At 51.8% G+C, this 13263-nt stretch carries 13 protein-coding genes; 9 read left to right on the plus strand and 4 right to left on the minus strand.

Annotation, left to right across the window (positions count from 1 at the left end; all coding sequences use genetic code 11):
- Nucleotides 1-5 precede the first annotated feature (5 nt).
- Nucleotides 6-1478: a glucose-6-phosphate dehydrogenase gene (gene zwf / locus Kalk_RS00275; RefSeq protein ID WP_101892315.1), complete on the minus strand. Its 1473-nt coding sequence runs from the start codon at nt 1476-1478 to the stop codon at nt 6-8.
- 191 nt (nt 1479-1669) lie between these two features.
- Here zwf and galU point away from each other — a divergent pair, with 191 nt between their 5' ends.
- A complete protein-coding gene (gene galU, locus Kalk_RS00280) occupies nt 1670-2503 on the plus strand; it encodes a UTP--glucose-1-phosphate uridylyltransferase GalU (protein ID WP_101892316.1) in 834 nt (277 codons plus the stop codon).
- A 12-nt stretch (nt 2504-2515) separates the two neighbouring features.
- On the opposite strand, the gene pgi is transcribed toward galU, so the two are convergent.
- From pgi to galE, 3 genes are read right to left on the minus strand one after another with little or no spacing between them, the layout of a single operon-like run.
- Entirely contained in the window at nt 2516-4138 is a 1623-nt protein-coding gene (gene pgi, locus Kalk_RS00285; protein WP_199767982.1) for a glucose-6-phosphate isomerase, read from the minus strand.
- A 10-nt stretch (nt 4139-4148) separates the two neighbouring features.
- Nucleotides 4149-4838: a 4'-phosphopantetheinyl transferase family protein gene (locus Kalk_RS00290; RefSeq protein WP_101892318.1), complete on the minus strand. Its 690-nt coding sequence runs from the start codon at nt 4836-4838 to the stop codon at nt 4149-4151.
- A 1-nt stretch (nt 4839) separates the two neighbouring features.
- Nucleotides 4840-5844 carry a UDP-glucose 4-epimerase GalE gene (galE, locus tag Kalk_RS00295; protein ID WP_101892319.1) on the minus strand — a complete coding sequence of 335 codons (1005 nt, stop codon included), beginning with the start codon at nt 5842-5844 and terminating at the stop codon, nt 4840-4842.
- 141 nt (nt 5845-5985) lie between these two features.
- Here galE and Kalk_RS00300 point away from each other — a divergent pair, with 141 nt between their 5' ends.
- The 8 genes from Kalk_RS00300 (at nt 5986) to gspK (ending at nt 13237) form a co-directional block, all read left to right on the plus strand.
- A complete protein-coding gene (locus Kalk_RS00300) occupies nt 5986-6942 on the plus strand; it encodes a hypothetical protein (RefSeq protein WP_101892320.1) in 957 nt (318 codons plus the stop codon).
- Between the two features lie 126 nt (nt 6943-7068).
- Nucleotides 7069-8586, plus strand: a complete 1518-nt coding sequence (gspE, locus tag Kalk_RS00305) for a type II secretion system ATPase GspE (RefSeq protein WP_101892321.1) — start codon at nt 7069-7071, stop codon at nt 8584-8586.
- Between the two features lie 3 nt (nt 8587-8589).
- The gene (gene gspF, locus Kalk_RS00310; protein ID WP_101892322.1) at nt 8590-9810 is read left to right on the plus strand and encodes a type II secretion system inner membrane protein GspF; all 1221 of its coding nucleotides are present in this window, start codon (nt 8590-8592) and stop codon (nt 9808-9810) included.
- 47 nt (nt 9811-9857) lie between these two features.
- Nucleotides 9858-10298 (plus strand): type II secretion system major pseudopilin GspG, encoded by a 441-nt coding sequence (gspG, locus tag Kalk_RS00315; protein ID WP_101892323.1) that lies wholly within the window; start codon nt 9858-9860, stop codon nt 10296-10298.
- 4 nt (nt 10299-10302) lie between these two features.
- The gene (gspH, locus tag Kalk_RS00320) at nt 10303-11010 is read left to right on the plus strand and encodes a type II secretion system minor pseudopilin GspH (RefSeq protein ID WP_101892324.1); all 708 of its coding nucleotides are present in this window, start codon (nt 10303-10305) and stop codon (nt 11008-11010) included.
- Nucleotides 10988-11401, plus strand: coding sequence for a type II secretion system minor pseudopilin GspI (gene gspI, locus Kalk_RS00325; protein WP_158643236.1), 414 nt, complete (start codon nt 10988-10990; stop codon nt 11399-11401). The genes gspH and gspI overlap by 23 nt, the downstream gene beginning before the upstream one ends.
- Nucleotides 11398-12138: a type II secretion system minor pseudopilin GspJ gene (gene gspJ / locus Kalk_RS00330; protein ID WP_101892326.1), complete on the plus strand. Its 741-nt coding sequence runs from the start codon at nt 11398-11400 to the stop codon at nt 12136-12138. The genes gspI and gspJ overlap by 4 nt, the downstream gene beginning before the upstream one ends.
- Nucleotides 12083-13237, plus strand: coding sequence for a type II secretion system minor pseudopilin GspK (gspK, locus tag Kalk_RS00335; RefSeq protein ID WP_101892327.1), 1155 nt, complete (start codon nt 12083-12085; stop codon nt 13235-13237). The genes gspJ and gspK overlap by 56 nt, the downstream gene beginning before the upstream one ends.
- The last annotated feature ends 26 nt before the right edge of the window (nt 13238-13263 follow it).

Below are 13263 nucleotides of genomic sequence, written 5' to 3' on the forward strand. Positions count from 1 at the left end.
CGATCCTATCCGCTGACCCCTTCGTGCCAGAGTCGTCCGTCCTTGGCCAGTAATAAGGTGGAACCAGCCGGGCCCCAACTGCCACAGGCGTAATACTCCGGGGGGCTGGAACTGCTTTCCCAGTCCTCCAGTATTGGATCAATCCAGTGCCAGGCCTGTTCCAGCTCATCCTGTCGTAAAAACAGGGTCTGATCACCTTTGATGACATCCAGTAACAGCCGTTCGTAGGCGTCGGCTGAGCGCTTGTTGCCGCGGGAGCTGGGGTTTAGGTTGAGGTCAATGGTGCGTACATCTATGCCCGGCCCCAATCGTTTTCCACACAGGCGCAGGGTAATGGATTCATCCGGTTGTAAGGTGATCACCAGTTGGTTGCTCATAAGCTGGCCCCTTGGTGTGTCAAAGATCCAGTGGGGAATCTCCTTGAATTGAACCACGATCTCGCAGCTTCGATTGGGCAACCTTTTACCCGTGCGTAAATAGAAAGGCACGCCGGACCAGCGCATGTTGTCGATCAGTATTTTCATGGCCACAAAGGTTTCGATGGTGCTGCTTTCCGCAACGCCTTCTTCCTCGGTGTAGGCGGAGCATTTCTTTGTGTCCAGCACACCTTGGGTATATTGCCCGCGCACCACATTGCGGCTGATGTCATCGCCCTTCAGCGGTTGCAGGGCGAACAGCACTTTCAATTTTTCGTCACGAATTCGGTCCGGCTCGATGGTGGCGGGCGGCTCCATTGCCAGGATGCACAGCAGTTGTAACAGGTGGTTTTGTACAATATCCCTGAGCGCGCCGGTTTCTTCATAAAATTCACCACGTCCTTCCACGCCAATGGATTCAGAGATGGTGATCTGGATATGATCGATGTAATGGTGATTCCACAAAGACTCAAACAGCGGATTGGCGAACCTTAAGACCAGCAGATTCTGTACGGTTTCTTTTCCCAGATAGTGATCAATGCGATAGATCTGGGATTCGGTAAAGTAGTTGGACATTTGGTGGCTGATATTACGCGCTGTGCCAAGGTCACGCCCGATTGGTTTTTCCAGTACCACCCTGGCGCTGGGGGTAATGAGTCCCAGTGCTCCCAGGCTGGAAGCCATGGCAGTGTATAGGGATGAATGGGTGGAAAAGTAGAATGTTCTGGGTCGATGATCCTCGCTCAGCAGCGGGATCAGTTCTCGATAGGATTCCGTTTTATTGGCCTGTATGGAGACACACTGCAAGTGTTTGGAAAACTGCTGCCAGGACACAGTATCCCAGCTCCCCTCGGGCAGGTATTGCTCCAGTTTGTCCCTTACCTTTGTCAGAAAAGCCTCGCGGCTGAGCGCGGAGCGGCCTACGGCTATAATGCTGGTGCCGGAATGAAAAGCGGCCGTTCGGTACAACTGGTAAAGCGATGGCAGTAACTTTCGCATCGCAAGATCGCCGGTGCCGCCGAATAAGACCAAATCAAATAGAAGGTTGTTCGACTCTTTCACCGTTGTGCTCCTGCTCTGATCGGTTTGACTGAGTATTTATTACAGCACGTTTTATACCAATACGCTTAAACCCCGATTCTTGCAAGTTTCTGAATATTTTAGGGTAGGGTGGATATTTTAAGGGGGATGTGGGTAAAATTCGCCATCCACGAGGATGGAACCCTTTTATTACTTTTGCACAAGGTTGGGTCATGATCAGTAAATGTATTTTTCCAGTGGCCGGTTATGGAACACGATTCCTGCCCGCTACCAAATCGCAACCGAAAGAAATGTTGCCCATTGTTAACAAGCCGCTGGTTCAGTATGGCGTTGAAGAGGCAATGGATGCGGGCTTGACCGACATCGGTTTTGTCACCGGTCGAGGCAAGCGGGCGATAGCTGATCATTTTGATATCAGTTATGAGCTGGAACACCAGATCAAGGGCACAGGTAAAGAGGCCTATCTGGATAGTATCCGTGAGGTTATTAACAACTGTACCTTTACCTACACCCGTCAGGCCGAAATGAAAGGTCTGGGTCATGCCATATTGACCGCCCGCAAGATGGTGGGTGATGAGGCTTTTGGTGTGATTCTGGCGGATGACCTGTGCGTTGAGCAGGATGAAGGTGTTATGGCGCAGATGGTGAAACTGTATAAGCAGTTTCGCTGCAGTATCGTTGCCATCGAAGAAGTCCCCATGGAAGAGATCTATCGATATGGTGTCATCGCGGGTGAAAACATCAAAGAAGGCTTGTATCGGGTGACGGACATGGTGGAAAAACCGGATCCAAAAGATGCGCCTTCCAACTTGGCCATCATCGGCCGCTATATACTCACCCCCGATATTTTTGAAATCATCGAGCGTACACCTCCAGGTGCCAATGGTGAGGTTCAGATCACCGATGCGTTGCTGACCCAGGCCAAAGAAGGCGCAGTTATGGCTTATAAATATCGTGGCAAGCGCTTCGATTGCGGCAGCGTCGATGGCTTTGTAGAAGCCACTAACTATATGTATGAGCACTTTTACAAAAAAGAAGGCAAGTGATTGTCGGTGCCGCTACTGGTGCCGAAGAAAGTAATCAATTAACCCCTGGGTGGAGCCGTCCTGCTGGTCGGCTTTACCGGGTTCTTGTATTACGCGGGTGATTTTTTTGCTCAGCTGTTTACCTAGCTCCACTCCCCATTGATCAAATGCATTGATGTCCCAGATCACCGATTGGGTGAAAATCTTGTGTTCGTACAGCGCAATCAGCTGTCCCAGTACGTAGGGCGTTAGGGTAGGGTACACCAGTGTATTGCTGGGTCGGTTGCCCGCTACAAACCGGTGTTTAGCCAGAAAATCCGCTTCTTGCTCAGATTTGCCTTCCGCGATCATCTCCTGCTTCAGGCTGTGTATTGAGCGGCCTTGCATCAGCGCCTGGCTTTGTGCCAGGCAGTTGGAGTAAAGAGCTGTTTGTTGTTCGCCGATCGGGTTGGTGGAGCGGGCACCCACAATAAAGTCCACCGGTATCAAGTGACTGCCCTGGTGGAACAGCTGGTGGAATGAGTGTTGGGTGTTGGTTCCCACGCCTCCCCAGAGTGCTGCCCCTGTCGGATAGTCCAAAGGTTCACCTTGTTTGTTGACGGACTTCCCGTTGCTTTCCATATCCAGTTGCTGCAAATACGCAGGAAACAGCAGTAGATTCTGGTCATAACAAATCAGTGCTTGCGACTGGGCACCGAAATAATCGTTATGCCAAATCCCCAGTAATGCCAGGATAACAGGCAGGTTGCTGGTGTGGGGTGCGTGTCGAAAGTGCTCGTCCATAGCACGGCCACCGGCCAGAAACGCCTCGAAGTTGTCCCGCCCGATGGCGATGGCAATGCTTAAGCCGATGGCGGACCATAGAGAGTAGCGTCCGCCGACCCAATCCCACATGGGAAAGATGTTGTGTTCAGGTATGCCAAATTCAGCCGCCGCCTTCAGGTTGGTAGAAACCGCTAAAAAATGGTGCTCAATGGCATCTTCTTGGCCGCTGGATTGTAAAAACCAGTGTCGGGCAGCATTGGCGTTGGCGAGGGTTTCCAGTGTGGTGAAGGTTTTTGAACAAACAATAAACAGTGTGGTTTCCGGGTCGCATTGTGCCAAGGCCCTGGATATATGCACGGGATCAACATTGGATACGAACAGAAAGCGGGCAGGGGCATTGTGATATCGAGTCAGGGCGTCAACCGCCATCGCAGGGCCCAGATCCGATCCACCGACGCCAATATTGACGACGGTTGCAATCGGCTTGCCGGTGTAGCCTAGCAGCTCCCCATGCTGCAACCGGTCGGCCAGTTGCAACATACGTTCTTTGGTGCTGGTGATTTTGGCAGCGGATTCTGCATCAATATCATTGCCGCCGTTTCTAAGGGCTGTATGCAGTACCGCCCGTTGTTCGGTGTTGTTGATCAACTGGCCGCTGAACATCGCTTCGGTTTTTTCGCTAAGGCCACTGCGTTCTGCCAGCTTGATCAGGTCTGACAGGCAAGCCTGATCCACGTAGTTTTTGGAGTAATCCAGCATGAGGTCTTCGCAGCGGGCACTGAACTGCTCAAATCGCTTTGGGTTCTGAGAGAACAAATCCTGCATGGGTTTGGCCGTTAAACGGAGCTTATGGGCCTTGAGTGTTTCACACAGAAATGGGCTGTTGGACACGGGTGCTTCCTTATTGATTCTCTGTTCCGGCAGTTGCTGCATCAAGCGCAATGAACGTCGCCACGAAACTTTCCTTCATGCAAAACCGTCCGTGCAGCCGTTGCAAAGGGTGTCGCGGATTCGGTTCAGGCTTGGTTATGGTTGCTTCAAACCTGAAGTGATCGTGCAGCAGATCGATGCGGGCATCGAGAAAGTCCAGGGTGTGATAATTCAATGGGAAATAGGTTTTATGTACCGATTCCTTGGCACTGAATATCACTTTGCTCAGGGGGATAGAAGCAAGTTTCTGGCCAGCCGTCAGTTGCAGTCGCGTAATTTGATCCTGCTCAGCCGGTGAGCAAATCAGGTTGATAATGTCCTCACCCAGCGGTGTTGCCTGTTCGACATCCAAACCGATGCTGAGGTAAGCGGCTTTCGGCGCGATGGCTACGACACACAGGCCATTGCTGTGGCTGATACTGCCTACCCAGCCATCCGGCCAGTTGGGCTCTCGCTGCTTGCCCTTTAATAGTGCAGAGCAGGAGATGCCTGCCTCATCGAACAGTGCATGGGCGCAATGCCGTCCGGCGCGAAATTCACGCTTACGCTTGTCAACTGCCTTGGTCACCAACGCTTCTTCTGCGTCGCACACAGGCGTGTTCCACATCCAGTCTTCAGCGACCTTCCAGAGTACGCCCTCGGGAATGATGTCGGTGAGCATGCTAGCGGTTGCGCTCCAGCAGCTTGCGCTCCCAATTCAATGCCGAGCTGACGATGACTTCCAGGTCGTCATGCTGTGGGTTCCAGCCAAGAATCGAACGAATTTTAGTTGCTTTGGCAATCAGTGCGGGCGGGTCCCCGGCACGACGGTCAGTTTCTATGGTTTTCAGTGGCTTACCGTTAACTCTTCCCACCATTTCTAGCACTTCGCGAACGCTGTAGCCATGGCCATAGCCCGCGTTTAACGTAATGGATTCACCGCCGTTGCGCAGGTAGTCCAGAGCTTTAATATGGGCTGAAGCAAGATCCTCGACGTGAATGTAGTCGCGCACACCGGTGCCGTCAGGGGTGTTGAAATCGGTGCCGAAAATATACACCTGTTCCCGCTTGCCGACGGCACACTCAACGGCGACTTTGGTCAGCAGCGTGGCTTTTTCAGTGCTTTGGCCGATTCGCCCTTCGGGGTCACATCCAGCGACATTGAAATAGCGCAGAATCACGTGGGTCATCGGGCTGGCAGCGGCCAGGTCGCGCAGCATGATTTCACTCATCAATTTTGACATGCCGTAGGGGTTAATCGGCTGAGTGGGGGAGGCTTCGGTAATGTTGGGGTCTTCCGGTTCGCCATAAACCGCCGCGGTGGATGAGAACACAAAATGTTTTATGCCATGCTTTTGGCAGCATTCAAGCATGTTGCGGGTGTTTGCCGTGTTGTTGCGATAGTACTTAAGTGGGTTTTCTACGGATTCGGGAACAATAGTGTGGGCGGCAAAATGCATCACGGTTTCCACAATGTGTTCTTTCAGTATGCGGCTCACCAGCTCCATATCCCCGGTATCGCCAACGATTAGCTCGCCATACAACACGGCCTCTTTGAAGCCGGTGGACAGATTGTCCAGCACCACAACATTTTCACCACGCTCACCCAGTTGGCGAACCACGTGACTTCCAATGTATCCGGCTCCACCTGTGACCAGGATACTTCCCTTGCTGTTGGCCTCACCCATTTTTATCTCTCCCGATTCTTAAAAATTCTGAAAAATCAAAGTATAACGATTATATCATGAAAACTGCGGCAGCTTTATTAAACGTCGCACCTGCCGATAATGACTATAGTGATTTAAAGAGTAATTCAAGGTCAGTTTACTATGTCTGTTTCGCGTCAATTAATAATACTGCTGAGTCTGATGGTTGCGCAGGCTTACGCTCACCCCGTTGAGCCCTGTCGGGCGCGTCTGGCGCAGCTGGCAGCCACCCTCAAAGATTGTGAACTGTCGCAGTCAGAAAAGGGCCAGTGTGAACAACCCAAAAGCAGTTTAGAAGTTCAGATGGCGCAATGTAAACAGCAACAATTTACACCAGAGGCCATCAACAGTGCCGTAGATTATGGTTACGCGAGCCTCGATGGCGATGTCGGCCAGAGCCCGTATCGGCGCCAAATACGCAAGCTGCGCTGGGAGACCAGTTTGATGAAACCCAACGTGGCGAGTTTTAATCAGCTGTTTCCGGACTTTGATCACATCCAGGAGCCTCTGACGGAACTCTTTAATACCCATTCCTGTCCCAAGCAATATCTTGGTAACAACGATCGGTTCATGTATTTCGGTTCCAGCCAAATCAGTCAATATCCCGCACAGGATAGCGAACAGGCCAGCGCCAAGGTATACCGGGTTTATTGGTTCCAGCCGGAACAAAAGGGGGAGTGCTATGCCCCTGATAATACTATGAGCGAGAATGGCCCGAAGGTTGTCAATCTCCCTGTGCAGTTTCTGGCTGAGCTGGGGCAGCAGTCCGATGTACGTTTGATTCGTTGTTCGTCAAATAACTGCGAGCTGGAAAAGGCCGGTTTAGCCGAGATGATCGCGCGTTATCAGCAGCAATATCGTCTTCATCGCCAGTTGATGGTGTGTTCGGACATTGAACAGAGAAACGAAAACCGCAAGGTTATCAAAGGTAAGCGGCGGTCGGTATACAGCTTGCCTGAGTATTGCCCTGACGGCGAAATTGCCGTCCACGAGCTGAATGCCCGTGGGCTTTTGCAGCAGTTGGAACAGGCTCTGTTTCACGACGTTACAATCCGTATCCAAACTGCAAAATCAGAATAATATTAGAAGTTTACTGCTGATTGATTAATGAACCCTGGAAGGGCATCATAGGCCTTCACTCGATAAAAACGACAAGACAACCTCAAGGATTGGGGCCAAAGCACGGGTTTCTGGAGAAAGTTAGCCATGACAGACGCATTACCACTGGCCGAAGACAATAATTATGAAGCGCCAAGCCGGAGGCGATTGCCCTTTTCATTTGCCAAACGTAATGGTGTGGTGATTGAGGAGATCGGTGAAGTAGACGCCATGGTGGCGTATAAGCCCGGTATTGCCCCTACCACCATTGTCGAAGTGCGCCGGTTCCTCGGTATGCCTATTCAGTTCAACGAAGTCAACGATACCGAGTTTGAGCGTCGACTCTCCAAAGCCTATGAGAACAATTCCAGTGAAGCCATGCAAATGGTTGAAGGGCTAGGGGATGAGCTGGATCTGGCGAGTCTTGCCGACTCCGTTCCCGAAACAGAAGATCTCATGGAGCAGGAAGACGACGCACCGATCATCCGCTTGATCAACGCGTTGCTGACCGAGGCCGTCAAGGTCAACGCGTCGGATATTCATATCGAAACGTTCGAAAAGCGCTTAGTGGTACGCCTGCGAGTAGACGGTGTTCTACGCGAGGTAGTGCAACCAAAACGCCAGTTGGCACCGCTGCTGGTGTCTCGTATTAAGGTTATGGCCAAATTGGATATTGCCGAGAAGCGGGTCCCTCAGGATGGCCGTATTTCCATCCGTGTGGGTGGGCGTGAGATCGATGTGCGTGTATCCACCATGCCCAGTAATTCGGGTGAGCGAGTGGTGCTGCGATTGCTGGACAAACAAGCCGGGCGGCTCGACTTAACCCACCTTGGCATGGCCGGTGGTGATCTTAAGCGCATGACCTCCATCATTACCAAGCCTCATGGCATCATACTGGTAACGGGCCCCACCGGCTCGGGTAAAACCACCACACTTTACGCTGCCCTTACTCAACTGAATGATTCCACCCGCAACATCTTAACGGTAGAAGACCCTATCGAATATCAGTTAGAGGGCATAGGCCAAACTCAGGTTAATACCAAAGTCGACATGACCTTTGCCAGAGGGTTGCGCGCTATGCTGCGTCAGGATCCAGACGTGGTGATGGTCGGTGAGATTCGAGATCTTGAAACCGCAGAGATCGCAGTACAGGCCAGTTTGACGGGTCACTTGGTGTTATCCACCCTGCACACCAATACAGCAGTTGGCGCGGTAACCCGTCTCCAGGATATGGGGATCGAGCCGTTCCTGATTTCATCGGCACTGCTGGGCCTGTTGGCGCAGCGGTTGGTGCGCGTGCTGTGTCCGCACTGTAAAGAAGCCTACACCCCGGATGCAGGTGAGTGTGAGCTAATGGGCTTTGATGTGGCCAATCCACCTAACATTCATCGAGCGGTCGGGTGTGAGCATTGTAATCATCTGGGCTATTCAGGCCGTACCGGTATCTACGAATTAGTGGTAATCGATGACGAACTACGCACCCTGATACACAATCACGCCAGTGAACAGGAAATGACCGCTTGTGCCCGTAAACACGGCACCGGCATTCGGGAAGATGGTCGCCGCAAGATATTAGAAGGTGCCACCACCATTGAAGAAGTATTGCGGGTTACCAGAGAGGGATAACGGGTGCCAGCATTTGATTACGTTGTACTGGATGAGCGCGGCAAGCAGAAAAAAGGCGTGCTGGAAGGCGATAGCGCCCGGCAGGTCAGGCAGCAGCTGAAAGAAAAGGGCCTGGTGCCGCTTTCTGTTGAGACCACCACCCAGAAGACCGATAAACAAGAGGGCGCCAAATTCCAGTTTTCCGGTGCTGCGATCAGTGCCGGTGATTTGGCTATTATTACGCGCCAGATGGCCACACTGCTGCAGGCCGGCCTGCCATTGGAAGAGGCGCTGAAAGCCGTGTCTCGCCAGCAGGAAAAGCCTCGCAATAAAAGCATGATGCTGGCTATACGCTCGAAAGTGGTCGAGGGCCATACCTTGGCGTCCAGTTTAAATGAGTTTCCCGGCTCCTTTCCGGATCTCTATCGCGCTACGGTGTCGGCCGGTGAACACTCAGGCCACTTGGATCTGGTGTTGGAGCAGCTGGCGGAATATACCGAGGCGCGCTATCGCACTAAAAAGAAAGTCCAGGGTGCCATGATTTACCCCTTAGTGCTCACCTCTTTCGCGTTCTTGATCATTGCGGGCATGCTGACCTTCGTGGTGCCCAAAATCGTATCGGTGTTTGAAGATTCCGGTAAGGAACTTCCTGCTCTCACAAGAATCTTAATAGGCACAAGTGAGTTGTTGCAGAACTGGTGGTGGCTGATGGCCATCGTCGCTGTAAGCGCCTTTTTCGGTTTCAAGCGAGCGCTTAAAAACGAGGATTTCCGCTTTCGGTTCGATGCCTGGTTGTTAAAAGCGCCCCTGCTTGGCAAAATCACTCGTGGTCTGGACGCATCACGGGTCGCCAGCACACTCAGTATTCTGTCGAAAAGCGGTGTTCCACTGGTGGAGGCCATGAAAATTTCAGGTCAGGTGGCTGGCAATGTCTGCATAAAAGAAGCCGTAATACTCGGTGCTGATAAGCTCAAAGAAGGCAGTAGTTTATTCACCGCGCTGGATGGTTCGGGGCATTTCCCACCCATGATGATGCAAATGATATCCAGCGGCGAGCGTAGCGGCGAACTTGATTCGATGCTGGCCCGCGCCGCAACCAATCAGGAGCGGGAGCTGGAAGACCTGATTAACACCATTGTAGCCCTGTTTGAACCGCTGATGCTGGTGGTGATGGGAGGTGTAGTTATGGTGATTGTGCTCTCGATAATGATGCCAATTTTGAGTATGAACTCACTGGTTGGCTAACCAACTGGTCAATATGACACTAACATGACAAAGGTAGTCTGGTTAATATGAAACCTATTAAATATACATCGTTCACTTCAGCGCAACGCGGTTTTACCCTGATCGAAGTGATGATCGTAGTGGCCATCCTGGGCGTGTTGGCCACCTTGGTTGTGGTAAACATCGGTGGATCTCAAGATACCGCCAACATCAATGCAACCAAAAGCAACCTGCAGGCGGTGTCGCAGGCGCTGGATTTGTACAAACTGGATAACTATCGCTATCCCACCACCGATCAAGGTCTGCAAGCGCTGGTGGAAAAGCCAGACAACGCCCGTAACTGGCCTCAGGGTGGATACCTGAGAAAAATGCCTGCGGATGCCTGGGATGGTGAATTGATTTACCTAAGTCCCGGTACCGATGGCCCCTATGATCTGTATTCACTGGGTGCAGATGGGGCAGAAGGCGGTGAAGGTCCTGCTGCGGATATTTCCGTAAACGACCTTTGATTGTATGATCCCAACTTTGCGCCGCCACCAGGGTTTCACCCTCATCGAAATCATGGTGGTGGTGACCATTATTGGCATCATGACCGGCTTGATTGCCATCAACGTGGTGACCAAAGATCCGCAAAAAGAACTCAACAAAGAAGCGCTGCGGTTTAAAGCTCTGATCGAAATGGCGCAGGAAGAAGCCCTGTTCAGCCAGCAGGAAATCGGCATCATCGTTTCAGAGCAAGGTTATAAATTTGCCCGTTGGAGCGTGCCTGAGGCCAACACCTCTTCCCTGACAGAGCCCGACCCTAATCTCTCTTCGGTTAACCAACAAGCCACAGAGCCCGCCACCGCAGCCTTGGCTACGGCATTGGGTAACACCCAAACCAGACCTGATCCCAGCTGGAATCTGATCACAAATGAACAGGCATTCCGCGAGTATGAACTGGATGAAGACTTCGAGTTGTTACTGGAGGTTGACCAGGAACAGATAGACCTTACCGGTGGTATTGATCAGCAACAACGTGAAAAAGCCAAGGAGGCTGCCAAAATCCTTGAGGAGGAAGAAGAGGAAATCAAGCCCTCGATCTTTGTCCTTTCCAGCGGCGAACTATCCCCCTTTGTATTGGAAATGTTTTTACGTGAAGACAGCGACATAACAGCCAAAGTTTCCGGTGATGAAATTGGCAAGATCTGGATCGGTGATGAAGATGATCAGGATCGATAACGCTTCGGGCATTCGCAGCGCCGCCGGGTTTACCCTGATTGAGGTCATGGTGGCACTGGCCATCTTTGCCGTGGCAGTGGCAGGACTCAGCTCAGCCATGCACAACAACGTACGCAATGCGAACTACCTTAAAGAGAAAACCGTTGCCAACTGGATTGCCAATAACAAAATGGTAGAAATCCATGCGGCCGGGGATTATCCGCCTTTGCAGGACAGATCGGATAAAATCGAATATGCGGGCACACAATGGGTGGTTAACACCAAAATACAAAAAGCCCAGACCAAAATGGCCATTCGGATCATTGAAGTGAGTGTCGGCATGGAAAGCGATGGCGAACCCAACTACTTCGCTACAATCACCGGTTTGGTGTCGGATACCAAGTCGAAATGATGAAGGTCAAGCAAGCACAGGGTCTGACGCTGATTGAGCTGCTGATTGCCATGGCGATCTTCGCGGTAATGAGCGCCGCCATGTTCATGGCCTTTGATAGCTTCCAGAAAGGCAAAGAGGTTACGGAGGCCAGTGCTGAGCGTCTGAAACGCTACCAGATCGCGTTTAATATCCTTTCCCGTGACATGCAACAAATGTTGCCCCGTGCGGTTCGCGATGAGTTTGGTTCCGATACTCCGTTGTACGCCATGCGCTCGGACGTGGGCACTGAAATCGAGTTTACCCGCGCGGGTTGGAACCGATCCCCCTTCTCAAAAATTAAACGCGCCGAGCTGCAACGAGTTGGCTATTACCTCGAAGAGAAAAAGCTAATGCGCGGTTCCTGGCGAGTCTTGGATCGTGCCGAGGACTCCATTCCGGATCGCACCGAATTGCTGGACGGCATAGAAAGCCTGTCGTTTGTATTCTATTACCTCGATAAACAGAGCACTTTGCAATCCACCGATGTCTGGCCACCCGACAGCATCAAACAAGGGCAGGTAGGGCAGGGGGGCAGCGGCACCCCGGGCTCCGTGCCAGATCGTGAATTTCTGGTGCTGCCTACGGTAGTGGAAATGAAGCTCGACACCGAGGACATGGGTGTTATTACCCGTAAATTCCTGGTGGCAAACTGCTTTGTCGATGCATACCACCCAACCACTGGCGGTGCGCCATTGGGAGGTGGATGTGGCTCGTAACTCTGTGCCTATGACAAAGCAAAGCGGAACTGTATTGATCACCGTTGTCATGATGGTGGCTATCGCCGCCATTATTGTCACGGATATGAGCTATCGACAGAAGCTTGATATCAAGCGCACCTCAGCGCTGTTGTCGCGGGATCAGGCATTTCATTACCTGCTGGGAGCAGAAGAGATCGCCAACTGGACTCTGGTGCAGGATCTGAAAGATGATAACGATAGAAACGATCCCTTTATCATCGACACACTGCAGGAGAACTGGGCCGAGAAAACTCAACCATTCCCGGTTGCCGGCGGTTTAATACAAGGGCGCATCGTGGATTTACAGTCCCGATTCAATGTGAACTCCATAGTCGCATCAGATGCCAAAGTGGCCACTCAACAGAGGGGGCGTCTGCGGCGGCTGATGGACTCGGTCGGCATACCGAAGGATAGTGAAAGCGACGTTACCACCCAGATGTTGGTGGAGCGAATGGTGGATTGGCTGGATGCCAATCAGGATCCAGAGGGCTTTGATGGTAAAGAAGATCTTGATTATCTCGCATTAGACACGCCCTACCGCGCAGCGAACAGCGTCATGTGGGATATCAGTGAATTGATGCTGATCGAAGGCTTTACAGCCGATGACATCGCAGAATTGTCCGATTGGGTGAGCTTCCTGCCCCCTGATGTGGCTTTAAACGTCAATACAGCCGACCCCAAGATATTAGACGCCTATGATCTTGGGGTGCCGGGCGCTCAGATCGAAGAAGATCGAAAGAAAACCCAGCCTGGTCGCCACGATGGCGGCTATACGGATCTACAAGCCTTCGAGGATCTTGTTGCCCAGTCGGCCACTCCAGTGCCCCCAGGTACTTCAAAGCAAGATCCAAGTGAGCCAGACCCCCCTGGCAAAGATGACCCCAAAAGCAAACTGATAGGTAACTTTTCGGTCTATAGCGAGTATTATCTGTTAGATGCGGAAGCCATAATCAACGAAAAGCCGGTTTTGATGCGCTCGATCCTTTATCGCCCCACCCTCAAGGCAGGGGCCAAATCGAATGATATAACCATCAAAACCCTTACAAGAAAGCTGGAAGATCCGCTAAAACGGGTATAATGATAATAAAAGCACCTTAGGAAAGG

The sequence above is a fragment of the Ketobacter alkanivorans genome, assembly GCF_002863865.1.
Classification (GTDB): Bacteria; Pseudomonadota; Gammaproteobacteria; order Pseudomonadales; family Ketobacteraceae; genus Ketobacter; species Ketobacter alkanivorans.